This is a genomic window from Ignavibacteriales bacterium (assembly GCA_026390595.1).
GTDB lineage: Bacteria > Bacteroidota > Ignavibacteria > UBA10030 > UBA10030 > UBA9647.
Genome location: JAPLFQ010000007.1, coordinates 23,182 through 48,300, shown reverse-complemented (window position 1 = coordinate 48,300; position 25,119 = coordinate 23,182). Strand labels below are relative to the sequence as shown.

Genomic DNA, 25,119 nt, shown 5'->3' with positions numbered 1-25,119 from the left:
TCTAGCGCTCCGCCGGAGCGCTTTAAATCCAAGAGCTCACGCAAAGATATAAAGCACATTGATAGAAAAGTACCGGCGGACTTGCTTCAAAAGGTTCTGCCGGACGCTAATTCTTCCCGAGTAGTTTCTTCACTTCCGCCGTCAGGGCAGGGATGATTTCAAACGCGTCACCCACGATGCCGTAGTTGGCAGCCTGGAAGATCGGCGCGTCCTTGTCCTTGTTGATGGCTACAATATACTTTGAAGATGACATTCCCGCAAGGTGCTGGATGGCACCGGAGACGGCAACGGCAATGTACAATGAGGGCGAGACCGTCTTGCCTGTCTGACCAACCTGTTCGTCGTGCGGACGCCAGCCGGCATCCACGACTGCCCTCGATGCGCCGACTGCAGCACCAAGTGTTTCGGCAAGCTGTTCGATCATACCGAAATGTTCGGGCCCCTTGAGTCCGCGGCCTCCTGTGACAATGATATCCGCCTCCGCAACGTCGAGCCTGCCGGATGATTGTTTTGTCTCCTTGACGATACAGCCAAGATCCTGGTCCTTCAGCTCCACAGCAAACGCCTCCACGGGAGAAGCGGAGCCATTTGATTCACCTGCAACAAACACGTTCGGCCTCAGCGTGAAGACCTTCAAGGCCGACGTAATCTTCAGCCGCGTCAGTACTTTGCCGGCATAAATGGGACGCGTTGCGAGGATTTCTCCCCCCTCAATACTGAGGGCTGTGCAATCAGACGCGAGACCGGCATCAAGTTTGACCGCCACGCGTGGAGCGAGATCCTTCCCCATTGCGGTCGCGGGAAGAACTACGACATCTGCCTGCTCCGCCCTGGCTGCATCTGCGACCAACTTCGCGTAGGCACTCGATGCATAGTGCGCCAGCCGGGGATCTTCCGCAGCAATCACCTTGTGAGCGCCGTATCCTCCCAGCATAGGGGCGATAGATTGAACAGAGCCGCCGATGACGAGTGCAACCACTTCGCCGCTGAGCTGATCGGCAAGAGTTCTGGCGGTTCTGACCGCTTCGAATGCCGGTTTTTTGAATTTGTTCTCTCGCTGCTCTGCAAAGACAAGAATCTTCATGGTGTTACCAGTCAGGAGTTAATTGGTGAGTGGTGATTGGTATCTCCAAATCGAAAATCGGCAATCGACAATATTAGATCACTTTCGCTTCTTCGTGCAGCAATCGCACCAATTCCGGCACGGCGCTGACATCGGTCCCCACGATTCTTCCAGCTGCTTTCGCCGGCGGTTTTTGCATGGCGATCAGTTCTGTTTTTCCCACCATGGGAGGCGCAGGGCGTTCTTCGATTGGCTTGCTTTTCGCCGCCATGATTCCTTTGAGCGAAGGATAACGCGGTTCGTTCAGCCCCTTCTGAGCAGTAAATACTGCAGGCAGGGTTGTCTCGACGACCTCCCGACCTCCTTCGATTTCCCTCTCGGCCGTCGCCTTTCCTCCAGTCACATCGAGCTTCACGCAGACCGAGACACACGGAAGCCCGAGCATCTCGGCGACCATGACGCCTACGGCGCCGTCATCGTAATCAACTGACTGCTTTCCGAAAAAAACCGCGTCCGGAACGATTTCTTTCAGATAGCCGGCCAGCGCCTGTGCTACGCCAAACGAATCGCGCGGGCTGTCGTCCTTCAGAAGGACGGCTTTATCGACCCCCATCGCAAGTGCCTTCCGCAGCGTCTCTTTGTGCGTATCTCCCCCAAGAGAGACCACGGTGACGTCGCCGCCGTTTTTTCCCTTCAATCGAAGGCATTCTTCGATCGCAAATTCGTCATACGGGCTGATGATGAAGGTGACGCCCGCTTTGTCGATATTCTTCCCATCAGCCGCAAGGTTGATTTTCGTTGCAGTATCGGGGACATGGTTGATACAGGCTACGAGTTTCATGATTATTTCTGATTGTTGATTGATGATTGCTGAATGCGTGAATACCTGAGTTCCGGAACAGACGATGTCAATGATAGAAAGGAATTAGTTGAGCGGCAAGGCCGCCGGTTCACGGTCGCTGCCCCTGTCACATAATCTTCTTCAGAAACGCCGGGTCGACATTCCCTCCGCTGATGATTGCGCAGATCTTCTTGCCGGTTATTCCGAGCACGTCATGAAAAACAGCCGCCGGCGCGACCGCACCTGTCGGCTCGACAACAATTTTCATCTTCTCCAGGAAGAACCGCATCGTTTCAATGACCTGCGCGTCTGTCACGGTGATGACGTCATCGACATATTTCAGGATGATTTCGAAATTTCTCTTCCCGACCGCCTGTGTGCGCATACCGTCGGCGATCGTGGTTGGCGGGCTGATGCGGACGATTTCTTTCTTCCTGAACGACTGGTAGCAGTCATTTGCAGGCTCGGTCTCCACACCGATGACTTTGATATGTGGAAACAATGCTTTTGCTGCGATCGCGCTCCCTGCGATCAGGCCTCCGCCGCCGATTGGTACAAACAGATAGTCGAGCGCGTGAACGTCCTGCGCAATCTCCACGGTCGCCGTACCCTGACCGGCAATAATCTTGTCGTCGTCGAATGGGGGAACGAGGACATAGTCGCAGCGCTCTTGAATTTCCTTCGCTACGCGCTCCCGGTCGTCGGACGAATCCTCGCAGAACACCACTTCCGCGCCATAGACCTTCGTTCCTGCCACCTTGTTGGGAGGTGAGCTCTTGGGCATCACCACAACAGCTTTGGTCCCGAGCATTTTCGCCGCCAGGGCGACTCCCTGCGCATGGTTACCTGACGAATGAGCCACCACCCCGCGCGCACGCTCCTCCTTCGTCAGCGATGCAATCTTGTTGTATGCACCGCGGATCTTGAACGCGCCGATTTTCTGCAGGTTTTCAGCTTTGAAGAACACCTCATTCCCATGCTCCTGATTCAGCGTCTCCGAGCTCAGCAGCGGCGTCTTGTACACTACCGGTCGCACGACAGCGCAGGCATTCTCGATATCGGAAAAGGTTATCATGGCCTGAAAAAGGTAGAAAAATTGGGCCTGATTGACAAGGGAAATTTCTTTCTGTTCCCGCTTGCATATTTCCCGATCTTCATGTATACTTTACCTGAGTAAAGCATGAAACACATCAAGCAGCGAGATATCGACGATCTGTACGTGACGATCACACGCCTGGAGAGCCTCGAGGAGTGCCGCAGGTTTCTACGCGATCTGCTCACTGAGACGGAGATCCGCGAATTCGCCGAACGGTGGAAGGTCGCCCGCTTGCTCTCCCAGGGAGTCCCCTACACAGCCATCGAAAAGGAAACCGGACTGAGTTCCAGGACGATCGCGCGCGTACACAAGTGGTTGAAGCAGGGAAAAGGCGGCTACACGATGATGTTGAAGCGTCTTGATGGTCCAAAAAATTCCTGATGTTTTTTTTGCCCAAAGCACTTTATCAAGGTAAAGTATGATTGCGCACAACGGTCGACTGAAGATTGCCATTCAGAAGAGCGGACGGTTAACGGACGATTCTCTTGCCCTCCTTCGCGCATGCGGACTGGAGTTTGAATTTCAAAAACAAAGCCTCTACTCTCCATGCCGGAATTTTGATCTCGACGTCCTCGCGCTGCGCGATGATGATATTCCCGAGTACGTGCAGGACGCCGTCGCGGACCTCGGCATCGTCGGAGAGAATATCGTACGCGAAAAGCGCGCTCAGGTGGAGATCATCACGAAGCTCGGATATGGCCACTGCCGCCTGACGATCAGCGTCCCGCAGCGATCGGCAATCAGGACGGTCGGTCAGTTGAACCGGAAGCGCATCGCGACGACCTATCCGTCGACGCTGAAGCAATTTCTTCGCTCACAGAAACTCAAAGCAGAGGTGATCGAGCTGAGCGGCTCCGTCGAGCTCGCGCCGACACTGGATGTGGCGGATGCGATCTGCGATATCGTCTCCACGGGAACAACGTCGCGGATGAACGGCCTTCGCCCGCTGCACGTCGTGCTGCACTCGGAGGCAATTCTGATTGCCAACCGGCAAACGATGAAAAATCCCGGGAAGAAGCTGCTGGTCGAGCGGCTTATCATCCGCATTTCGGGCAGCCTCCAGGCAAAAGGAAAGCGCTACATGATGATGAACGCGCCCTTGACGGCGGTCCCACGGCTCAAGCAGATTATCCCGAGCCTGAAGAGCCCGACGGTTGTCCCGCTGGCTGAGGAAGGGATGGTGGCCCTCCACTCCGTCATCGCCGAGGATGTATTCTGGGACGTGATGGAAAAACTCAAGAAAGCAGGCGCAAGCGACATTGTTGTTGTACCAATTGAGACGATCATCCAATGAGACTCTATCACTCTGCACAACTCACCGGCGACGAGCAGAAAGCTCTTTGTATCCGTCTGTGGACCGCGGAAAGCTCCACGCGAGGCTCCGTCGAGGCACTATGCCTTGATGTGAAGAAACGCGGCGATGCGGCCCTGAGGGAATACAGCAAACGATTCGATACTGCTGAGGTCATCGATGTGAAGGTGAACCCTTCATCCATAGAAGCCGCTCAGAAGGCCGTACCTCCCTTTGTTCTCGCAGCAATCGATCAGGCTGCGCGCAACATCCGCGCGTTTCACGCTTCACAGATCAGAAAAGAAGAAGAACTCGAAACCGAAATCGGCGTCGTGTGCTGGCGTGAACAGCGCGCTCTCGAGACGGTGGGACTCTACGTCCCCGCCGGATCGGCCCCCCTCCCATCCACCGTACTGATGCTCGGCATACCGGCGCTGCTCGCCGGCTGCAAGCGTATCATTCTCTGCTCGCCGCCGAAAGCGAACGGATTACCTGATCCGGTCGTTCTTGCCGCAGCCGCGCAGATTGGACTTCATGAAGTGTATGCCATCGGAGGAGCTCAAGCCATCGCTGCCATGGCATTCGGAACGGAGTCGGTGCCGCGAGTGGACAAGATTTTCGGTCCGGGAAATCAATATGTCACCGAGGCAAAGCGGTTTGTCGCATCCGACCCCGAGGGCGCCGCTATCGATCTGCTCGCCGGCCCTTCCGAGCTGCTGATCATTGCCGACGACACTGCCCATGCACGAATCGTCGCAGCCGATTTGCTCTCGCAAGCCGAGCACGACCCTCAATCACAGGTAGTGCTCGCTGTGACCAGTGACCGCCTGGCAAAGAACGTGCTCGACGAAATCGACCGGCAACTGATGCAGCTTCCCCGCAATGCCGTCGCGGCGAAGGCTCTTGAAACGAGCTTCGTCGTGGTCGTGCAATCGTTGAAGGAAGCAGCCGCGTTTTCCAACTTGTACGCCCCTGAGCATCTGATAATCAACGTCCGGCAGCCGAACGACCTTGTGCCGCTCATCCAGAATGCGGGTTCCGTCTTCCTCGGACCATTCGCTCCTGTCACCGCCGGCGATTACGCATCAGGGACGAATCACACGCTTCCCACGGGCGGAACTGCTCGCTGGTTCAGCGGTGTGTCTCTGGAGAGCTTTCAAAAACTCATCACGTTTCAAAGCATTACACGCGATGGATTGAAGCGGCTCGCCCCCACACTGACGACACTGGCCGGAGTCGAAGGACTCGAAGCACATGCCCGCGCGGTATCGATTCGATTTGATAACTGAGCATACCTACAATGGACATTGAAGCCCTTATACGCCCCAATATCCGCAGGTTGAAGCCCTATCGGAGTGCAAGACAGGATTATACCTCTGGAGTCCTCCTCGACGCAAATGAGAACGCTTTTGGAGGCGCCGTGACGTTCGACGGTCTGGAACTGAATCGATATCCTGATCCGTCGCAACAACAGCTTCGGTCCAGGATTGCGCAGCTCCACAACGTCGAGGCCGGAAATATCTTCGTCGGTGTCGGATCGGATGAGGTCATCGACTTATTGATCCGTATCTTCTGCGAGCCGCGCACCGATTCCGTCCTCATTCTTGAACCGACGTACGGCGTTTATCGCGTCGCTGCCGACGTGAATGACGTGAAGGTGAATTCTTGTCTCCTGACCGATGATTTTCAGATCGATCTCGATGCAGTGCGGCAGAAAACCGGTGCGAGCACGAAACTGATCTTCTGTTGTTCTCCCAACAACCCAACCGGCAACCTGCTGCGACGCGAGGATATCCTTGCCCTCTGTGCGGCGACGTCTTCTATTGTTGTCGTCGATGAGGCGTATTTCGATTTCGCACAAGCGGAATCAGTGATCAGCGCTCTTGATCGCAATCCCAACCTCGTCGTGCTCAGGACGCTGTCCAAAGCATGGGGGCTGGCTGCAATCAGGCTTGGATATGCGGTAACTCATCCGCTGATCGTCTCGTACCTGATGAAATCCAAAGCTCCCTACAACATCAATATGCTGACAAGTGTTGAAGCTCTCAAAGCGTTGGAAACAACCACGCACGTTTTGAAGAGCGTCTCAGCGACGACCACAGAGCGCAACCGTCTCATCCGGGAACTTGGGCAGGTGAGTTGTGTGAAACAGGTGTTCCCATCTGACTCGAATTTCCTCCTCGTCCGCGTCAACGACGCCCCGGGTATTCACCAAAAACTTGCCCAGTGTGGTATCATTGTGCGCGATCGGAGTTCCGAGCCAAAGCTGTCGAATTGCATCAGGATCTCTGTCGGGACTCCCGAACAGAACGATTTTCTCCTTACCGCCCTGAAGGAACTGAACCCATGAAGGCAGTATTTATCGATCGCGACGGCACAATCATCGTCGAACCCCCGGACGAGCAAATCGACTCGCTGGACAAGCTCGAGCTCATCCCTCATGCCATCGAAGGGCTGCGACTCCTCTGCGACCGCGGATTTCAACTTGTCATGGTCACAAACCAGGACGGATTGGGAACCGACCGCTACCCCCTTGCAGCATTCGAGGCCCCACAGAACAAACTCCTCCGTATTCTCGCGGGGGAAGGAATTGCGTTCTCGCAGGTTTTTGTCTGCCCGCATGTTCCGGCAGACCAGTGCAACTGCCGCAAACCAAAAACGGGTCTGCTTGACCCATATTTGAAGGAACATTCTCTTGACCTTTCGCGCTCATTCGTCTTTGGAGATCGTGAGACGGATGTTCAGCTGGGAAAGAACCTCGGCTGCAAAACAATCCGGCTTTCTTCTGATGTCCAGAGCAATGCAGATTTTGTGACAACGGATTTTCTCGAAGCGTGCCACTATATGGTCCGGAGTGAGCGGACGGCGCATGTCGAAAGGACCACAGCCGAGACATCCATCTCCATCGGCGTTGCGCTTGACGGTACGGGCAAGCACACCATCGACACCGGCGTTGGTTTCTTCGACCATATGCTCGCCCAGCTCTCGAAACACTCTCTTCTTGATCTGACGGTCTCCACGAAAGGAGACCTGCGGGTCGACGAACACCACACGGTCGAAGACACAGGCCTGGCAATCGGAACTGCCATCCGGCAGGCATTAGGTGACAAACGGGGAATCGAACGGTACGGTTTTCTTCTCCCGATGGACGAATCGTCAGCACAGGTTGCTCTCGACCTCAGCGACCGGCCTTATTTTGTCTTCAACGGTACGTTTGAGCGGGAAAAGGTTGGAGAGTTTCCGACGGAACTCGTGGAGGACTTTTTCCGTGCTCTAGCAGATGGACTTCGCGCGAATCTGCACATCACCGTCCAGGGGCGGAACGACCATCACAAGATTGAAGCGATATTCAAATCCGTTGCACGAACGCTGAAGCAGGCGGTCGCCCTCGACCAGCGATCGCCATCAACACTCCCATCGACGAAGGGAATACTGTGATAGGCATCGTCGATTACGGAGCGGGTAACATCCGTTCGCTTGGCAATGCACTGGAAAGGCTCGACAAACAGTTTTTTGTCTCGCGGAACGTGCAGGAGCTTCAACGGGCAGACAAGTTGATGCTTCCGGGCGTAGGCGAGGCGCGCTCGGCCATTGAGTCATTGAACCGCGGCGGGCTGCTCGGTTGGCTCCCGACAATCCGGGTTCCGTTCCTTGGCATCTGCATCGGCATGCAGATTCTCTTCGAGCATTCAGATGAACGCGACACAGCATGCCTTGGAATCGTTCCGGGACGCGTAGCCCGATTCGATGATACCGTGATGAAAGTACCGCACATGGGCTGGAATCGCGTGCACCTCAAGACTCAGAGTCCCCTGTTTCAAGGAATCCCCGATGGCGAGTTCTTCTACTTTGTGCATTCATATGCCGCACCGCTCGTGCCCGATACGATCGGTTCGACAGAATACGGAAGAGAGTTCTCTGCTGCTGTTCAACACAATAACTTTTACGGCGTTCAGTTTCATGCGGAAAAGTCGGGAAACGCCGGGCTTCAACTGCTGAGGAATTTCTCGGAATTATGCTAATCTATCCGGCTCTAGACATTTTTGAAGGAAAGTGCGTCCGGCTTCGCCAGGGAGATTACGCGACGCAGAAAGTGTATTCGGACTCGCCTGCAGACGTGGCACGCTCGTTCGTAGAAAGCGGTCTAGACCATCTGCATATCGTCGACCTCGAGGGAGCGAAGATGGGGCGCATCGTGAACCGAAAAGCAATCGAGGCTGTGCTCCGCGTTCCGGGAATTCACGCCCACGTCGGCGGCGGTATCAGGTCGCGAAGCGACATTTCATATCTGTTCATCGCGGGTGCCACACGCGTCGTGATCGGCAGTGTCGCCGTCAAAACGCCCCATATCGTTCAGGAATGGCTCAGAGAGTTCCGCAGCGATCGATTTGTGATCGCCGTCGATGTCCGAGACGGATGTGTCGCTCATTCGGGCTGGCTCGCACAGGCGAACCTGACTCCCTCTGTCTTCATTGAGTCGATGTCCCAGTTTGGCGCTTCATATTTCCTCTGCACCGATATCGACAAAGACGGGATGTTGGAAGGAGCGAACGCAGGGCTCTACTCCACGTTGAGCACGGAATTTCCAACTCTCCACTTTATCGCTTCCGGAGGTATTTCCCGGATAAGCGACATCGAAAGCGTGGAGAAGGCCGGATGCTGGGGAGCCGTGGTCGGTAAAGCAATTTACGAAGGACACCTGAACCCGTCCGAGCTGTCCCGATTATCTAAGGCCTGACACCGCATGCTGACAAAACGTATCATCCCATGCCTCGATGTCAAGGACGGCAGAACCGTGAAGGGGACAAAATTCGTCGATTTGCGCGACGCAGGCGATCCGGTCGAGCTCGCTGCGCGCTACTCCAACGAAGGGGCCGACGAGTTGGTGTTTCTCGATATCAGCGCTTCGCAGGAAGGACGCAAGACATTTCTCTCGATCGTGGAGCGCGTCGCCAGGGCGATCCAAATCCCGTTCACTGTCGGCGGCGGGATCAGCACGGTTGATGATGTTCTTCGTGCGCTCGATGCGGGAGCAGACAAGGTATCCCTGAACACCGCCATCATCCAGCGCCCCGATTTTCTTCAGGAAGCGTCCACGGCTGTCGGCGCACAATCGATCGTGGCGGCAATTGACGCGAAACGACGGTCGAACGGATGGGGAGTCTGGATCAAGGGAGGCTCGGAAGAAACAACGCTCGACGCAATTGCGTGGGCACAGGAAGCGGTCAGGCGCGGAGCCGGTGAGCTCCTCGTAACTTCCATGGATACTGACGGTACAAAAGAAGGGTACGATCTCGAATTGCTGCGGACAATTTCGGCCTGCACAAGCGTTCCCCTGATCGCATCCGGCGGAGCGGGATCAAAAGAACATATCAGAGACGCCATCACCCTCGGCAACGCTGACGCTGTTCTCGCGGCGAGTATTTTTCACTATCAGCAGATTTCGCTGATGGAAATCAAGGAATTCCTGGACATGAATACAATACCGGTACGATTATGATCGACAAACTCAATTTCGCCAAGTTGAACGGCCTGGTCCCTGCCATCATTCAGGACACGACGACCAACCAGGTGTTGATGGTCGGATTTATGAACAGGGACGCGGTGCAGAAAACGATTCAGGAACGAAAGGTCACGTTCTGGAGCAGAACCAAGGGGCGCCTCTGGCAAAAAGGAGAAACATCAGGCAACACACTTGCCGTGTCATCGATGCAGATCGATTGCGATGGCGATGCGCTTCTCGTGCGGGCGATTCCGGCAGGACCTGTGTGTCACACCGGATCGTTCACCTGCTTTGGGGAGGAAAAGAGCTCAGAGTCCGACAACGTGCTTGAAGGTCTGGAAGAAATCATCCGGGAACGCCGGCAGCAGAAATCTGCCGAATCGTATACGGCGAGACTCTTTGCACAGGGAACCCCCAGAATCGCACAGAAGGTCGGCGAGGAAGCTGTTGAATCGGTGATCGCAGCCATGCAAAACAACAAGGACGCGCTCAAAGAGGAAGCGGCTGATCTTCTGTATCATCTTCTCGTGCTTCTTCAGGATCAGGGAATGGCGCTGGGAGATGTGACGGAAGTACTGAAGAAGAGAATGGTCAAACCGGCGATTGGGGAAACAAAGACAACTTCACCGGCGGGATAAGACTACTATGTCTCTTTGTGAAGAAACGTATGTCCCGCTTGTTGCAGTGCGTGCACAGCATTCACAAGATTCTCTTCCATGACGAAGACATAATCCGTATTGAACGTACTGACAACGAACATCGGGATGCCGGCCTCAGCCAGGGGCTGGGCAAGCGAGGAAAGCACACCAACCTCCTGTAACTTCATCTCGCCATCGACTTTGAAGCACCTCCACCCAAGTTCCTGCTGCACGTTGTTCGGCGCCATGTAGTCGGGGCAGACGATCGACAATTCTTCATCCGTCCTGACGATGAAGACCATGTCGCCCTGGCTCAGGATGGATGGGATTTCGGCGAATTGAGGAAGTTTGTTGATCGTGAAAGTTTCCCCAAGCATGTGAAGATTCAGTTTCCTCATTGCGAAGAGCCCTTCATCGGTCGGATGAGTTGTGGAAGCAGAAAGCCTGTGCTTGGAAAATGTACCACATCCCGTGCTCTCCCGCAAGTTTGTATCCCGCATTGATTGATCGACAGGACAAAATTCAGTAGTATTCATCAGACATTGCGAATCCCTTCACCCCCGTACATTGACAGTGCAATCACGATCAGCTCTTCTTGTCGGTGCCAGCGGCCTCATTGGCGGACACCTTCTGCAGCTCTTGCTTGACGACGATGCTTACAACCAGGTGACTGTTTTGGTGAGAAAGCCACTGGCTTTGCGGCATTCGAAGCTTCAGGAGTATGTGGTGAATTTCGACCAACTCGACAAGCACAAGGACTCTCTTCGCGCTCATGATGTGTTCTGCTGCCTGGGAACAACGATCAAGGTCGCGGGGTCACAGGAAGCTTTCCGGAAGGTCGATTGTACGTATGTCGTCCAGACTGCAGCCCTCACCCTGAACAACGGCGCAGAACAATTTCTGATGGTTTCTTCAGTAGGTGCAAACACGAACTCCCGCGTTTTTTACAGCCGGGTCAAGGGCGAAGTGGAGGATGCGGTGTCAAAGCTGCCCTACAAGGCAGTTCAGATTTTTCGACCATCGTTTCTGCTTGGCGACAGGAAGGAACTCCGCCGCGGCGAGAAGATGGCGATTGTTCTGATGAAGTCTCTTTCCTTCGCTCTGGCAGGCAGCTTGCGCAGGTATCGGGCTATTTATGCGCTGACGGTTGCAAAAGCGATGCTCGCTGTCGCGAAACAACAAATTGCCGGCGTCGCAATCTATGAATCCGAACGTATTCAGGTTCTGGGTCAGGTTTAAGTAATCGCTGTTCAGTACACTCATTATCCGGAGAACAAATCCACATGCACAGATCGAGACTCATGATCATCACCTTCTTTGTCGTGTTCATGACTTCCCTGCTGGCCGCACAATCATCCGTCGTGCAGCGCCACGAAGCTGACGCTCAAAGGATCATCAAAGAGGCGTTGGGATCGAACATGTCGATGGAGAACCTCACCGACCTGTGCACGAAGGTCGGACACAGAATCAGCGGATCTCCTCAGGCGGCCAAGGCCGTCGAGTGGGCGAAACAGAAAATGGAAGAGTACGGTTTCGACAATGTTCATCTCGAGCCTGTGATGGTTCCCCGTTGGGTGCGTGGACCGGTCGAAGAGGGTTACCTTTTGTTGCCCTCTGGAAAAAAGGAAAAACTCAAGATCACCATGCTGGGCGGAAGCGTCGGGACACCGGCCGAGGGTATCACGGCCGACGTGATAGAAGTGAAATCATTCGAAGAGCTTCGGAATCTTGGGGATAAGGCAAAAGGAAAGATCGTTTTCTTCAACAGACCGATGGATCGAACGCTCCTCTCGACATTCGCGGCGTACGGCGGAGCCGTCGATCAGCGCGGCGGCGGCGCTAATATGGCGGCGAAAGCCGGCGGTGTCGCGGCGTTGGTGCGTTCCATGACCACCCGCGTCGACGACTTCCCTCACACCGGTGGCATGGGCTACGCGGATTCGGTGAAGAAGGTTCCCGGCGTTGCGATCAGCACACGCGGTGCCGAAGAGTTGAGCAAGCTCCTTGCTCAAGGAACAAAGGTCCGCATCCAATTGAAACTGTCGGCCACAATGCTTCCCGATGTTGAATCAGCAAACGTCGTAGGCGAATTACGTGGTACTGAGAAGCCCGACGAAGTAATAGTCATGGGCGGACATCTTGACAGCTGGGACATTGGCCAGGGAGCTCACGACGATGGGGCCGGTTGCGTGCAATCGATCGAGGCGCTTCGTATTCTGAAGAAGCTGGGTTTGAAACCAAAGAGAACAATCCGCGCAGTCATGTTCATGAATGAAGAAAACGGGCTTCGCGGCGGCATCGGCTATGCCGCGAAGGATCGTCCCGGCGAGAAACACATTGCCGCGCTTGAATCCGACGAAGGTGGATTCATGCCCCGCGGGTTCGGAATCGCCGATACGGCTGCCTACAAGCGCATGTCGCCCTGGGCACCCCTCCTCGCTTCATTTGGCGCCGATCGCATTCAACTCGGCGGCGGTGCTGCCGATATCAGTCCCCTCGCTCAGAAGGGCGTTCCGCTCATCGCGCTTTCTGTTGACACACAACGATACTTCGACTCACATCACTCTGAAAACGACAACCTTGGTGCTGTCAACGAACGCGAGCTGGCTCTTGGGGCTGCCGCGATGGCGATTCTCACGTTCGTCCTCGCGCAAGAAGGAATGTAAGCTCGAATACACCCCGCGAAGGCACCATGCCTTCGCGGGGTCAACTTTCGTCGTGAGGCATCGTGAAGACTTCGCTTTGTGTCCTCCTCACATTTTGCTTCCTCTCCTGTGCCCCCTACGCGGGGCAGAGATCTCTTTCAGAATCCATCGATGCGCTCTTTTCCGACTTCAATCAACCGGGTGTTCCAGGAGCATCTCTCGCGGTAATCAATGATGGCAAGGTGCTCTATAGTAAGGCCTACGGTCTCGCAGACGTCGAGAACAACGTCCTGGCATCCATATCCACCAACTACCGCCTTGCATCCGTCACAAAGCAATTCACCGCCACGGCAATCCTGAAACTGATCGATCAGGAGAAGCTCTCCCTGGACAGTCGCCTGCCCGATGTTCTGCCGGGATTCCCTGGCTATGCCCGCGATGTACGGATCAGACATCTTCTTAATCATACATCAGGACTGGTGGATTATGAGGATTTTGTTCCCGATACCCAAACGGTGCAAGTACTCGACGCTGACGTGTTGAGGCTGCTCAGCAGGATTGATTCGATGTATTTCCCGGCGGGGGCGAAATTCAAGTACAGCAACTCGGGGTACGCTTTGCTTGCCCTGATCGTGGAGCAAGTCTCCGGACAGTCCTTCGCACAATTCCTCAAGCAGAACATTTCTGAACCGCTCGGAATGAGCCATACAGTGGCGTTCCAGAATGGAATCTCCACAGTCGTCAACCGGGCCTATGGTCACTCACGGACAGACAAGGGCTATGTCCGGACAGACCAGAGCAACACAAGCGCGGTGTTGGGGGATGGCGGAATTTATTCTTCGGTCGAAGATCTTTCTACATGGGATCAGAACCTCTACTTAGACAAAATAATCAGCGCTTCATTGCGCCGGCAATCGTTTACACCCGGCGTGTTGAACGACCGTACTCAGACGAAATACGGATATGGTTGGTTCATCGAACCTTACAAGAACATCACTTCAGTCTACCACACTGGTTCAACGAGAGGGTTTCGAAACGCGATCCTCCGTTTACCGGATCAGCATCTGACAGTTATCATACTGACAAACCGCAACGAAGGAGAGCCGATCGAGCTCGCGAGGAAGATCGTGGATTTGATGCTGGCGCAATAGAACCCAGCACATGCTGAGCTGTCCAAAAAGTACTATTTCCAGAAGGGCCGGTGTCAGGACTTCTCCCGCTTTTCAGGATTCCGTCACATAGCGGGATTCGGGAAAGCGGAACGTCCTGACACTTCAGTGCCCGAATTTGAGAACCTGGGCCTGTTGGCGTCAGGAGGTAACTCCTGACGCCATTGCAAACATATGTTGTCCGACCGATGACTTGATAATTCTAAACTGAGAGATTATGTCCATGAAAGCAGTCCGCCTCATAGAAGTAGGAAAACCCCTGCAGATGCAGGAAATCCCCATTCCCGCCGTTGGAGAAAGGGATGTGCTCGTGCGTGTCCGTGCCGCCGGCATCTGTCATTCCGATGCGCATTACAGATCGGGTCTTGCTCCTGTCCGTCCTCTCCCCATGACGCTGGGGCATGAAATCGCCGGAGTAATCGAGCAGGTCGGGTCGCAGGTCTCTGCCGCCAGGATCGGCAACCGTGTCTGCATTCACTACAATCTCACCTGCGGCGATTGCTATCATTGCAGCACAGGAAACGAGCAATTCTGCCCGCATTGCCTCATGCTCGGTCACTATACAAACGGCGGCTATGCGGAATACATCGTCGTGCCTGAACGCAATGCCATACCGCTTCCGGAAGAAATTCCCTTCGAGCAAGGGGCGACATTGATGTGCGCTTCTGCCACGGCCTTCCACACTCTGCGCAAATCCAGACTCAAGGCGGGAGAATCCGTCGCAGTCTTCGGGGTCGGCGGACTTGGAATGTCTGCCATTCAGCTCGCTCGGGCATTCGGCGCGTTGGATGTGTATGCTGTCGACATCAACGAGGAGAGATTGAAACTCGCCACATCCTATGGCGCCCTTCCGGTGAATGCCAGACTGGTCGATCCGGTTGCAGAAATCAGGAGACTCACTCAGGGCAGCGGGGTGAACGTCTCACTGGAGTTGATCGGACTCCCGCAAACAATGCGGCAATCAGTTCAATGTTTGGGGGTTCTCGGCAGGGCCGTTATCGCAGGCGTCAGCAACAAGCCACTCGAAATCGACCCCTATTATGAGTTGCTCGGGAACGAAGTCGAAATCATCGGCTCTAACGATCACCTGCTCTCGGAGCTTCCTCTTGTGGTAGAACTTGCGCGGCGCAAAGTACTCGACACTTCGAAGGTCATTACGCGCACGGTTTCGCTGGATGCCGGTGCCATCAATCAAACGCTTGACGCCCTCGAACAATTTGGCGGCGGCGTCCGAACTGTGATAGTCACTTGAACTCCGGTTCAACGCGCGAGAGGATCCCGCTCCGTGATGCTTCTTTCCGTCCTGACCGCAGCTCTCGCAGGCTATAGATCTTCCCAAACATCAAAGAGGTCACATGAATCGCCGTGAAACAATGAAGCTACTCGGCCTTGCACTTGGCTCGGCTGCCATTCCCCGCCTGCCGCGATTTGAATACCTCGATATGCCCTCCAATCCTTCGATTCTGAAGAGTTTTCAGAAACTCGAAGGCGAGAGCGCGGCAACATCTGCCATTCGCTTCGAACGCGGAGGACCACGGCTCTATGTCAACGGCAAAGAAGAGTATCCTCTCTTCGCAGGAAGTTCAGGCCTGATCCATACCATCAAGAGCTTCAAGGCCTCGGGCATCAAGTACTTTCACCCGTTGATCAGTATAGAGAACGGCTGGGTTGGCCCCGACAAGTACAACTGGGATTCTGTTGACCAGTATTTTGCGAAACTCCTTTCGCTCGACCCCGACGCGTTCTTTCTTCCCAGGCTTCACCTCTACGCCCCCCTCTGGTGGAAGGATACCCACCCGGACGAGCTCACTCAATACGGGCTTCCCATCGACAAGACCCAGTTCAAGATGGGCAAGACAGCGATCGACAGCGGGTTCGATTGGAATTGCGTCTTTGATGTATACGCCGCTTCGCTCGCTTCCGACGTATGGAAATCGGAGATGAGCAACGCACTGCAGGATTTCCTGCGCCACATGGAACTCTCTCCCCTGCGAAGCAGAATCATCGGCTATCATCTTTCCGGCGCAATGACGGCCGAGTGGCACCATACAGGCTCCCGCTACATGCCGGACTACAGCAATCCAATGCAGCGTCTCGCCGGACCGGTTCCTTCGCCAGAAGCGCGCATGCGCACGACCTACGGTTTGCTCCGCGATCCGGTGGCAGAAAGCGACGTCATAGAATTCTACAGGAAGTTCCACGAGAACACTTCTGAGACGGTCCTTCACTTTGCGCGGATCACAAAAAAAGAAACCCGGCGCAGGCTTATTGCGGGCGTGTTCTTCTGCTATGTCATGGAGAACGTGTGCATCCAGGAAGCAGGGTACCTGTCCCCGGAAAAGATCCTCGAGTCGAACGACATCGATTACATTGCTTCCCCATACACCTACGAGCACGGAAACGTTCCCGGCAAACAGCGGTGGGAAAGCGACATCGTGGATGACGCGGGCAACTGGATGGGCAGAGCAAGAGGAGTCGGCGGCGACGGAGGATACAGGGTGCTCCTCGAGTCCTTGCGCCGGCACAAGAAAATGTACATCGCCGAGATGGATCCGAGCACCTATCTCGAACCGGAGAAAACCACCGAGGGAGGCTCAGGTTTCGACACGGTGGATGGCACGCTGCACATTCTACGCCGCGATTTAACCCAGGTCCTTGCTCAGGGGAACGGCGGGTGGCTGTTTGAATTCGGCCACGTTCCAACCTTCAAGGCAAAGAAGGGTTGGTATGACGATGCTCCGATGATCGAGGAGATCCGGACATGGGCTGACCTCGGCCAGAAGACGCGCACGCAGTTTGACACGCGCTCCGTTGCCGAGATCGCAGCTGTGTACGACGTCAAAAGCTTCCTCGTCACCCAACACTGGAAAGCGGAAGAACCCTGGAAAGGGTTCGGCATTTCCATCACCGATTTCTTCAACCATTGGCTCGTGAATACCCAGGCAAGGACGCTGAACAGGATCGGCGCACCTATCGATTTTCTTTATCGGTTCGATTTGAAGAAGGAAGACGCGAAGCGGTATCGCTTGTTCATCATGCCGAATCTCTTTTATCTTACAAAAGAGGAAGCGTCGCAGCTCAAGAGCATTTTGAAGGACAGCAAGGCGACCGTGCTTTGGTACTACGCCCCGGGTTATCTTACTCCCTCCGGTTTGAACCCGGCACAAATGGAAGATCTGACAGGGTTCAAGTTCAGGAGATTGGATCAGCCGGGATCGATGATGATACAGGCCGATTTCATGCATGAAGGGGCGAATATCAATCAGAAGTTCGGAGTGGCGAAAGAACATTCCCCCCGCTTCGCCGTCGAGCCAGGCGATGCTTCGGTTAGCCTCCTTGGCACATGGTTTGACTCCAGCGACATTGCGTTCGCCTCGAAAATGCACGCGGGTTTCGAGTCGGTCTATGTCGGAAGCGGACCTGTTCCTGTCGAACTGTTGCGCTGGCTTGCAACAAGCGCAGGCGTACGACTCTGGAGTTCGAAGCCTGATTGTGTCCGGGCGACCCGCGACGCTGCAACCATCATAGCTTCGAGCGACGGAGAGCGGGATGTTCGTTTTCCTCAGCCGCTGGCAGCATCAGAAGGGGGGGCGACATCACGCGACCATCGGCTCGACATGAAGTTCGGAGACGTAAAGGTGTTCTTAAAACAGTTTCGAGTCTAGGGTTTCAAGTTCAGAAGTTCTACTGTCCAGTCGTCAGTTCTGCAAGCTAATCGCCAATAGCAAAAGGGTGTTGTCTTACGTGTTTGCTGTTTACTGTTTACTCTTCACTATTCACCCCTCGTTTCAACCTGTCCTTGGCTTTTCTCCAAATTTTGGATACACTCTCTCCACACACATTTCTTACAGGGAGACTTCACCATGTTCAAGCGCCTGCTTTTCACTATGTTCACGTTGATTGTCGTCTTACAGCTGGTTCTCGCCGACGAGGGAATGTATCCCATCAGCGAGCTCTATAAACTCAATCTGAAAGCCAAGGGGCTCAAGATTGACCCCAAAGCGATCTACAATCCCAACGGTATCGGCCTCATCGATGCTGTTGTGCAGCTGAGCGGATGCACCGGTTCGTTCGTCTCGAAGGACGGGCTGATCATCACGAACCATCACTGTGCCTTCGGGGCTGTGCAGGCTGCCAGCACAAAAGAGAATGATTATGTCACGTATGGTTTCCTCGCGAAAGTCCGCGAAGAGGAGATCCAGGCACGCGGGATCTCGGCCAGAATCCTGGAATCGTACAAAGATGTCTCAAAAGACGTCCTGGGCGTCTTGAGTGAGAAGATGGATCTTGCCGATCGGACAAAAGCCATCGAGAAGAAGATCAGGGAAATCGTCGCTGAGGCCGAAAAGAAGTATTCGGGTAAGCGGGCTGAAGTGTCGGAGATGTTTGCGGGCAAAACGTATGTGCTCTTTCTTTCAACGGTTCTTCGCGATGTCAGGCTCGTGTATGTTCCCCCGCGTTCCATCGGAGAATTCGGCGGTGAGAACGACAACTGGGTCTGGCCTCGGCACACGGGCGATTTTTCCTTCCTGCGTGCGTACGCCACCCCCGACGGCTCACCCGCTGAATATGCCTCAACCAATGTTCCGTACCATCCCAAGAAGTTTCTCAAAGTGAATCCGGCTGGAGTTGACGAGGGCGATTTCGCGTTTATCCTCGGCTATCCCGGGCGCACATTCAGGCATAGAACGTCCCACTACATGGCATATGAAGAGAACATCCGAATGCCGTACGTTGCGGATCTTTATGACTGGCAGATTGCCACCATGGAAGCTATCGGGAAGAATGATCGGGCGATCGCACTGAAGCATGATGCGCGCATCAAGGGGCTTGCCAACACAATGAAGAACTACCGGGGCAAACTCCTCGGGATGAATCGACTTCATCTCACGGAGAACAAACAGGGGGAAGAACAACTCCTCCAGCAATTCATCGATGCCGATAAGCAGAGAAAAGCGCAGTATGGCACAGTGCTTGAGGAAATCGGAAAAGTGTATCAGGAAATGTCCGAGCGCGGTGCCTCTGAACTCATCCTCGATAACCTCCGCTCCAACTCTCAGCTTCTGAGTTACGGGTTTGCGCTCTATGAATCAGCGATCGAAATGCAGAAGCCTGACATGGAGCGCCTTCCAGCATACACGGAACGGAACCTCGCCAACACCAAACAGGGGCTGAAATCCGGACTGAGAAACTACTACGAGCCGACAGACAGAGCGTTTCTCAAGCACATCGTCATGCAGGCACTTGCACTGCCGGAGAATCAGAGAATCGAAGCTATCGAGAAGCAATTCAGAGGGCGTACGGAACAGGAAATCGACCAGACCATCGATCAGGCGTATGCGCAAACGAAATTGACCGATGAAAGCGTTCTGCTCTCCTCATTCGGGAAACCGCTTGCTGAGCTGCAACAAATGAAGGATCCGTTCATCGGTGCGGCACAGTTGATGTACGCAACATACCAGAAGCTTCGCGAGACGCGTCAGCGGCGTGAAGGAGCGCTTTCAAAGCTCTCGGCGTTGCTCGTCGATGTGAAGCAGCAGTATCAGAAGACTAATTTCATTCCCGATGCGAACAGCACACTCCGTTTCACCTTCGGTCGGATCAAGGGATACACTCCCGCTGACGCGACACACTACAGTCCGATCACGACACTCACAGGCGTAATAGAAAAGACGACGGGCAAAGACCCGTACGCAACCCCGCAGAAGGTGCTCGATCTCTACAAGGCGAAGGATTTCGGCAAGTACAAGAACGCGAAGTTGAAAGACGTTCCCGTGGCTATTCTCTATGATATGGATACGACGGGGGGCAACTCCGGGAGCCCGGTGATGAATGCCAAAGGAGAACTGATCGGCGTGAACTTCGACCGCGCCTATGAAGCAACCATCAACGACTATGCCTGGAGCGAATCGTACAGCCGCTCGATTGCGGTGGATATCCGGTATGTGCTCTGGGTGACGGAGAAGGTGGGAGGCGCGGCGCACGTATTGAAAGAACTCGGACTCTAAAAAGGAACCTGATCAACCGATCCGTGTATCTCAGCTCCGGCTGTCTCAGGCCGCCCCATGCCTTTGGGGCGGTCGTAGGCCTTGAGAAAACGGGTTATTAGTGATATTCTATGGTGTGCAATGGCACGTGCAGCACATGTTCTCACCGATCGTTCACGCAGGAGTAACGCATGGGTTTCCTTCAGGACCTACTTGAAATCGTCCTTCATCTCGATAAGCATCTGTTTGATCTGTGCACCCAGTACGGTGCATGGGTCTATGCCATCCTATTCCTCATTGTCTTCTGTGAAACAGGCCTTGTAGTGACTCCGTTTCTGCCCGGAGATTCGCTGCTCTTCGCGGTGGGATCCCTCGCAGCCATTCAAGCACTCGATTTGACGCTTTCAATCATACTGCTGATTGTGGCTGCCATCCTTGGCGACACACTCAATTATTGGATCGGATACTACGTCGGACCGAAAGTCTTTCACCAGGAGAAGAGTCGGTTCCTGAACAGAGAATATCTTGTTCGCACCCACCAGTTCTACGAAAGACATGGCGGCAAAACGATTATCATTGCACGCTTCATCCCGATTATCCGGACCTTTGCGCCGTTCGTGGCCGGCATCGGCAGCATGACCTACAGGCGGTTCATCATGTTCAACGTCGTTGGCGGAGCCTTGTGGGTACTTCTCTTTGTGCCGGCTGGATATTTCTTTAGCAGCGTACCATTCGTGAAGAATAACTTCAGTCTCGTGATCATTGCGCTTGTGCTGATTCCGGGCATACCGACTGTCGTAGAAGTAATCAGGATGCAGTTGAAGAAAATGAAGAGCGTCCGTCCCTGACTTCCCCCAGCATTCTTGGACAGATCCTCTGTCGGACAACAAGCAGAAAGCAAGAATACAGATTTTCGAAGGAACAAAGCCATGCCGCGACAGACAATCTCCAGCGGTGCGCCGTGGGAAACCATCGTTGGGTACTCACGCGCCGTCCGCGTTGGACCTTATATTCATGTTGCCGGCACCACCGGTGTTGGCTCCGACGGAAAAGTTGTCGCCAAAGGGGACGCATACGCCCAGGCCGTGCGGGCGTTCACGATCATCGAAGCCGCCCTGCAGAAGACTGGGGCAAGCATGAAAGATGTCGTGCGTACCAGGACGTTTCTTACCAACATCAACGATTGGCAGGCTGTGGGGAAGGCCCACGGTGAATTCTTTCGCGATATCCGCCCTGCATCGACGATGCTTGCTGTGACTGCTCTCGTCGATCCGGATATGCTCGTCGAAATCGAAGTCGACGCAATTATCCCAGAATGACGCGCCTCCATATCTATTCTATGAAGCACTCGATTCGCAGTGCGGCAATTCTCATACTGTGCTGTATCTTCTCCGCCGCTTTCAGCCAACCGCAGAAGTTTCGATTCGCCTGGTTGAGCGATACACACGTTGGCAGCACCACGGGTGCCGCGGACCTCGGCAATTCGATTCGCGACATCAACGCAATGGACGACGTTGCTTTCGTCATCCTTTCAGGAGATATCACCGAAATGGGATTCGATGTTCAACTGGATCTCGCCAAAGCAATTCTCGACAGTCTGAAGAAGCCGTACTACATCATCCCGGGCAACCACGACACAAAATGGTCCCCCTCCGGATGCACAACGTTTTCCTCGCTCTGGGGAAAAGACCGGTTCGTCTTTCAGTACGGCGGCGTGCAGTTCGTCGGCATGCATGAAGGACCCATTATGAAAATGGGAGACGGGCATTTTTCTGCCGAGGACGTGCGCTGGCTCGACTCAATTCTGACGACGTTTCCTGATAACAAACCTCTCATCTTTGTCACTCATTATCCTCTCAATCCCGAAATCGACAATTGGTACACAGTCACGGAAAAACTGAAGCACAAGAACACCCAGATGGCGCTTGTCGGCCACGGGCACGGCAACCTCGCTATGAATTTCGAGGGGATTCCGGGAATTATGGGTCGCTCGAATCTTCGTGCGAACAATTCAACTGGCGGCTACACGATTGTTGAGGTTCGAAAAGATTCCGCCCTCTTCTCAGAACGCATCCCCGGTCCGGGCTTGAAGCAACCGTGGTACGCGCTCCGCCTTGGCCCACAGGATTTCTCTCATGACACTTCCTCGACCGTCCGGCCAAAATTCACTGTCAATGCATCGTATAAGGACGTCAGACCACTTTGGACTGTCAAAACAGGATTCACCATCGCTTCAACACCGGCCGTTTGGCGTGACTATGCCGTCATCGGGAACAGCAGCGGCGGTGTGTTTTGCTATTCTCTGAAGAATGGTGCGACGGAGTGGAGCTTCAAAACAGGATCGACCGTCTATTCGACCCCCGATGCTTCCGAAGGAAAAGTCGTGATTGGTTCGTCCGACGGAAATATCTACTGCCTGGAGATCAAAACCGGAACGCTGGCCTGGAAGGTGGTCACTGGCGCCCCCGTTGTCGCCGCGGCCGCCATTGACGAAGGAACTGTCTATATCGGCGGCAGTGACGGGGTTTTCCGCTCGATTGATCTTTCGTCAGGAAGGGTCAAGTGGGAATATGCCGGCGTCGGTGGTTTCGTCGAAACAAAACCGCTTCTTTATAAGGGTAACGTGGTCTTTGGCGCGTGGGATACTTTTCTTTACGCATTGAACGCAAAGGATGGCTCCCTTGCATGGAAATGGACCAACGGAAACGCCGGTATTCTTTACTCGCCTGCTGCCTGCTGGCCGGTTGCTGCCGACGGAAAGATCTTTGTCGTGGGGCCCGACCGCTTCATGACCGCAATCGATGCCGGGACCGGAAAGACTGTGTGGCGGTCCAAACGCTATCAAGTGCGTGAGTGTGTGGGCATTTCGCAGGACGGCGAGCGCGTCTACGCCCGGTGTATGACCGACACGGTGGTGGCATTCTCTTCAAGAGCGCCAACGCAAACGGCGGTCTGGGCCTCGGCGTGCGGCTACGGATACGATATCGATCCTTCCATGCCCATCGAGCACGATGGCGAAGTCATGTTTGGCACAAAGAACGGATTTGTGTACGCACTCGACGCGGCGACCGGCACGGTGGCGTGGGTCCACCGGATTGGCGTAACCATCGTACACACACCGACAATCGTGGACAGCCATCACATCCTTGTGTCCGATCTTGACGGCTCTCTCACGCTTCTGGAACACGCTCAATAATCAACGTACTCGTGACATCGCGAGGAGAAGGAGAAACACGTATGTCAGATATCCGCTATCCCGTCGGCACATTCGATCCAAAGCTGACCATCACTGACACTGATCGCCAGGCGCTTATCAACCAGATCGCGTGGGTACCGCAGAAGCTCCGCGAGGCGCTACGCGGCCTTTCAGATCAGCGGCTCGATGTGCCGTATCGCGAAGGCGGATGGACAATCCGGCAACAGGTTCATCACCTTCCCGACAGTCATATGAACGCATATATTCGTTTCAAGCTGGCCGTCACTGAGGAGAATCCGACGATCAAACCATATCATGAGCAGCTCTGGGCAGAACTCGTTGATGGCAAGCTTGCTCCCCCCGAGCTCTCGTTGGTTCTGATGGAGTCTCTTCATGCGCGGTGGGCGATGTTTCTCCGCTCGATGAAACCCGAACAGTTCGCGAGGACGCTGATCCATCCGCAAAACGGACCGATGAACCTCGATCGTGTGCTTCAGCTCTACGCGTGGCATGGAAGGCACCACGTCGCACACATCACCGCGCAACGTCAGAGAATGGGCTGGTAATGGATATCACAATTCGACAAGCCACGGTCGCTGATGCGGCCGTCGTTGCCCGCTTCAACGAGCTGATTGCTCTCGAAACCGAATCGAAGACGCTTGACGCTGAGCTGCTTCAACAAGGCGTTGAGGCACTTCTCGCCGATCCCTCAAAAGGAATTTATTTTCTTGCAGAGTCAGGGGGCACGGTGGTCGGACAAACCATGATCACTTACGAGTGGAGCGACTGGCGCAACGGAACATTCTGGTGGATCCAGAGTGTGTATGTTGCCAACGAGGCGCGTGGAGCCGGTGTCTTCAAATCGCTCTTTGACCACATCCATGCTCTCGCAGCCGGCCGCCCCGACATCTGCGGGATTCGTCTGTATGTCGAAGAGAACAATGCCCGGGCACGTCAGATTTATGAACGCCTCGGGATGAAGCATTCTCACTATAGAATGTACGAGATGGATTTCGTCCTGTGACCTTATGACTCCATGTTGCTCACCCGGCGGGGATTGTTGCGGAACCAACGCGTTCTTCAGCCGTTGGTCCCGTTATTACGCCCGGCGCTTTCGCAGCGGCGGACTGGAACCCGTGCAGAAGTACCTCCTCGACGGCATCGGAACGGCGCCTCTCGCCGGCAGCACAGTGCTTGATATCGGTTGCGGCGTCGGCTCGCTGCACCTTTCTCTCCTTCAACGCGGCGCAGCAACCTCTCTCGGTGTCGATATCTCCGAAGGGATGCTTCAGGAAGCACGGAAATTTGCAGAAATACTCGGACTGAAAGGGCGCACTGAATACGTCAATGGCGACTTTGCGGCTCTCGCGTCATCAATCACAGCATGCGACATTACCGTGCTCGACAAGGTCGTTTGCTGCTATGAGGACATTTGTTCTCTCGTGATATCTTCGACCGGAAAAACGAAGCGCGTATACGCTTTAAGCCACCCGAAGGAAAACATTCTTATGAAGGGCCTGTTCAAGGGGCACATGGCCCTCGCCCGGATCTTGGGCTGGTCGTTTCATCCTTTCTGGCACGACTGGGCGGAGCTAGAAGCTCTCGTCCTCTCACAGGGATTCTCATTAACGTACAAACGTACGACGCTCGCGTGGCAGGTACTTGTGTTCCGGCGCCTCTGACCCGGCTG

General features: G+C 54.6%; 25 protein-coding genes. 21 read left to right on the top strand and 4 right to left on the bottom strand.

Translation table 11 applies throughout. The features are described from left to right. Positions 1–106: 106 nt before the first annotated feature. The 3 genes from NTU47_02635 to NTU47_02625 all read right to left on the bottom strand — a co-directional run bounded on the left by NTU47_02635 (position 107) and on the right by NTU47_02625 (position 2,979). Positions 107–1,084, bottom strand: a complete 978-nt coding sequence (locus tag NTU47_02635; GenBank protein ID MCX6132686.1) for an electron transfer flavoprotein subunit alpha/FixB family protein — start codon at positions 1,082–1,084, stop codon at positions 107–109. A 73-nt stretch (positions 1,085–1,157) separates the two neighbouring features. Then, positions 1,158–1,904, bottom strand: coding sequence for an electron transfer flavoprotein subunit beta/FixA family protein (locus NTU47_02630; GenBank protein MCX6132685.1), 747 nt, complete (start codon positions 1,902–1,904; stop codon positions 1,158–1,160). A gap of 127 nt (positions 1,905–2,031) precedes the next feature. Then, positions 2,032–2,979, bottom strand: a complete 948-nt coding sequence (locus NTU47_02625) for a threonine/serine dehydratase (GenBank protein ID MCX6132684.1) — start codon at positions 2,977–2,979, stop codon at positions 2,032–2,034. A gap of 105 nt (positions 2,980–3,084) precedes the next feature. Here NTU47_02625 and NTU47_02620 point away from each other — a divergent pair, with 105 nt between their 5' ends. Genes NTU47_02620 through hisIE form a run of 9 tightly spaced genes read left to right on the top strand, consistent with a single transcriptional unit; the run spans position 3,085 to position 10,432 of the window. Further along, complete coding sequence (locus NTU47_02620) at positions 3,085–3,381, top strand: YerC/YecD family TrpR-related protein (GenBank protein ID MCX6132683.1); 297 nt, start codon at positions 3,085–3,087, stop codon at positions 3,379–3,381. A 37-nt stretch (positions 3,382–3,418) separates the two neighbouring features. Next, complete coding sequence (gene hisG, locus NTU47_02615; GenBank protein MCX6132682.1) at positions 3,419–4,294, top strand: ATP phosphoribosyltransferase; 876 nt, start codon at positions 3,419–3,421, stop codon at positions 4,292–4,294. Further along, complete coding sequence (gene hisD, locus NTU47_02610; GenBank protein ID MCX6132681.1) at positions 4,291–5,580, top strand: histidinol dehydrogenase; 1,290 nt, start codon at positions 4,291–4,293, stop codon at positions 5,578–5,580. The genes hisG and hisD overlap by 4 nt, the downstream gene beginning before the upstream one ends. Positions 5,581–5,591: 11 nt before the next feature. Beyond that, the gene (gene hisC / locus NTU47_02605; protein ID MCX6132680.1) at positions 5,592–6,641 is read left to right on the top strand and encodes a histidinol-phosphate transaminase; all 1,050 of its coding nucleotides are present in this window, start codon (positions 5,592–5,594) and stop codon (positions 6,639–6,641) included. Continuing rightward, positions 6,638–7,729 (top strand): bifunctional histidinol-phosphatase/imidazoleglycerol-phosphate dehydratase HisB, encoded by a 1,092-nt coding sequence (gene hisB, locus NTU47_02600; GenBank protein MCX6132679.1) that lies wholly within the window; start codon positions 6,638–6,640, stop codon positions 7,727–7,729. The genes hisC and hisB overlap by 4 nt, the downstream gene beginning before the upstream one ends. Next, entirely contained in the window at positions 7,726–8,313 is a 588-nt protein-coding gene (gene hisH / locus NTU47_02595; protein MCX6132678.1) for an imidazole glycerol phosphate synthase subunit HisH, read from the top strand. The genes hisB and hisH overlap by 4 nt, the downstream gene beginning before the upstream one ends. After that, positions 8,307–9,029, top strand: coding sequence for a 1-(5-phosphoribosyl)-5-[(5-phosphoribosylamino)methylideneamino]imidazole-4-carboxamide isomerase (gene hisA / locus NTU47_02590; GenBank protein MCX6132677.1), 723 nt, complete (start codon positions 8,307–8,309; stop codon positions 9,027–9,029). Before hisH ends, hisA begins: the two co-directional genes overlap by 7 nt. A 6-nt stretch (positions 9,030–9,035) precedes the next feature. Continuing rightward, positions 9,036–9,791, top strand: a complete 756-nt coding sequence (gene hisF, locus NTU47_02585; GenBank protein MCX6132676.1) for an imidazole glycerol phosphate synthase subunit HisF — start codon at positions 9,036–9,038, stop codon at positions 9,789–9,791. After that, entirely contained in the window at positions 9,788–10,432 is a 645-nt protein-coding gene (gene hisIE / locus NTU47_02580) for a bifunctional phosphoribosyl-AMP cyclohydrolase/phosphoribosyl-ATP diphosphatase HisIE (protein MCX6132675.1), read from the top strand. The genes hisF and hisIE overlap by 4 nt, the downstream gene beginning before the upstream one ends. A gap of 5 nt (positions 10,433–10,437) precedes the next feature. Here the strand turns inward: hisIE and NTU47_02575 are convergent, their stop codons facing one another. Continuing rightward, on the bottom strand, positions 10,438–10,830 hold the full coding sequence (locus tag NTU47_02575; protein MCX6132674.1) for an ACT domain-containing protein: 393 nt from the start codon (positions 10,828–10,830) through the stop codon (positions 10,438–10,440). Positions 10,831–11,005: 175 nt separating this feature from the next. Here NTU47_02575 and NTU47_02570 point away from each other — a divergent pair, with 175 nt between their 5' ends. The 12 genes from NTU47_02570 to NTU47_02515 all read left to right on the top strand — a co-directional run bounded on the left by NTU47_02570 (position 11,006) and on the right by NTU47_02515 (position 25,111). After that, a complete protein-coding gene (locus NTU47_02570; GenBank protein MCX6132673.1) occupies positions 11,006–11,671 on the top strand; it encodes an NAD(P)H-binding protein in 666 nt (221 codons plus the stop codon). Positions 11,672–11,715: 44 nt separating this feature from the next. Then, the gene (locus NTU47_02565; protein ID MCX6132672.1) at positions 11,716–13,098 is read left to right on the top strand and encodes a M20/M25/M40 family metallo-hydrolase; all 1,383 of its coding nucleotides are present in this window, start codon (positions 11,716–11,718) and stop codon (positions 13,096–13,098) included. 62 nt (positions 13,099–13,160) lie between these two features. Beyond that, entirely contained in the window at positions 13,161–14,228 is a 1,068-nt protein-coding gene (locus tag NTU47_02560) for a serine hydrolase (GenBank protein MCX6132671.1), read from the top strand. A gap of 241 nt (positions 14,229–14,469) precedes the next feature. Continuing rightward, positions 14,470–15,498: a zinc-binding dehydrogenase gene (locus NTU47_02555; GenBank protein ID MCX6132670.1), complete on the top strand. Its 1,029-nt coding sequence runs from the start codon at positions 14,470–14,472 to the stop codon at positions 15,496–15,498. Positions 15,499–15,601: 103 nt separating this feature from the next. Beyond that, positions 15,602–17,911, top strand: coding sequence for a hypothetical protein (locus NTU47_02550; GenBank protein MCX6132669.1), 2,310 nt, complete (start codon positions 15,602–15,604; stop codon positions 17,909–17,911). Positions 17,912–18,109: 198 nt separating this feature from the next. Then, positions 18,110–20,254 carry a S46 family peptidase gene (locus tag NTU47_02545; GenBank protein MCX6132668.1) on the top strand — a complete coding sequence of 715 codons (2,145 nt, stop codon included), beginning with the start codon at positions 18,110–18,112 and terminating at the stop codon, positions 20,252–20,254. 170 nt (positions 20,255–20,424) lie between these two features. Next, on the top strand, positions 20,425–21,081 hold the full coding sequence (locus NTU47_02540) for a DedA family protein (GenBank protein ID MCX6132667.1): 657 nt from the start codon (positions 20,425–20,427) through the stop codon (positions 21,079–21,081). A gap of 81 nt (positions 21,082–21,162) precedes the next feature. After that, positions 21,163–21,552: a RidA family protein gene (locus tag NTU47_02535; protein MCX6132666.1), complete on the top strand. Its 390-nt coding sequence runs from the start codon at positions 21,163–21,165 to the stop codon at positions 21,550–21,552. Beyond that, positions 21,549–23,429, top strand: a complete 1,881-nt coding sequence (locus tag NTU47_02530) for a PQQ-binding-like beta-propeller repeat protein (protein ID MCX6132665.1) — start codon at positions 21,549–21,551, stop codon at positions 23,427–23,429. Before NTU47_02535 ends, NTU47_02530 begins: the two co-directional genes overlap by 4 nt. 41 nt (positions 23,430–23,470) lie before the next feature. After that, positions 23,471–23,995 (top strand): putative metal-dependent hydrolase, encoded by a 525-nt coding sequence (locus NTU47_02525; GenBank protein ID MCX6132664.1) that lies wholly within the window; start codon positions 23,471–23,473, stop codon positions 23,993–23,995. After that, positions 23,995–24,453: a GNAT family N-acetyltransferase gene (locus NTU47_02520; protein MCX6132663.1), complete on the top strand. Its 459-nt coding sequence runs from the start codon at positions 23,995–23,997 to the stop codon at positions 24,451–24,453. The genes NTU47_02525 and NTU47_02520 overlap by 1 nt, the downstream gene beginning before the upstream one ends. A 112-nt stretch (positions 24,454–24,565) precedes the next feature. Then, positions 24,566–25,111 (top strand): methyltransferase domain-containing protein, encoded by a 546-nt coding sequence (locus NTU47_02515; GenBank protein MCX6132662.1) that lies wholly within the window; start codon positions 24,566–24,568, stop codon positions 25,109–25,111. Positions 25,112–25,119 lie beyond the last annotated feature (8 nt).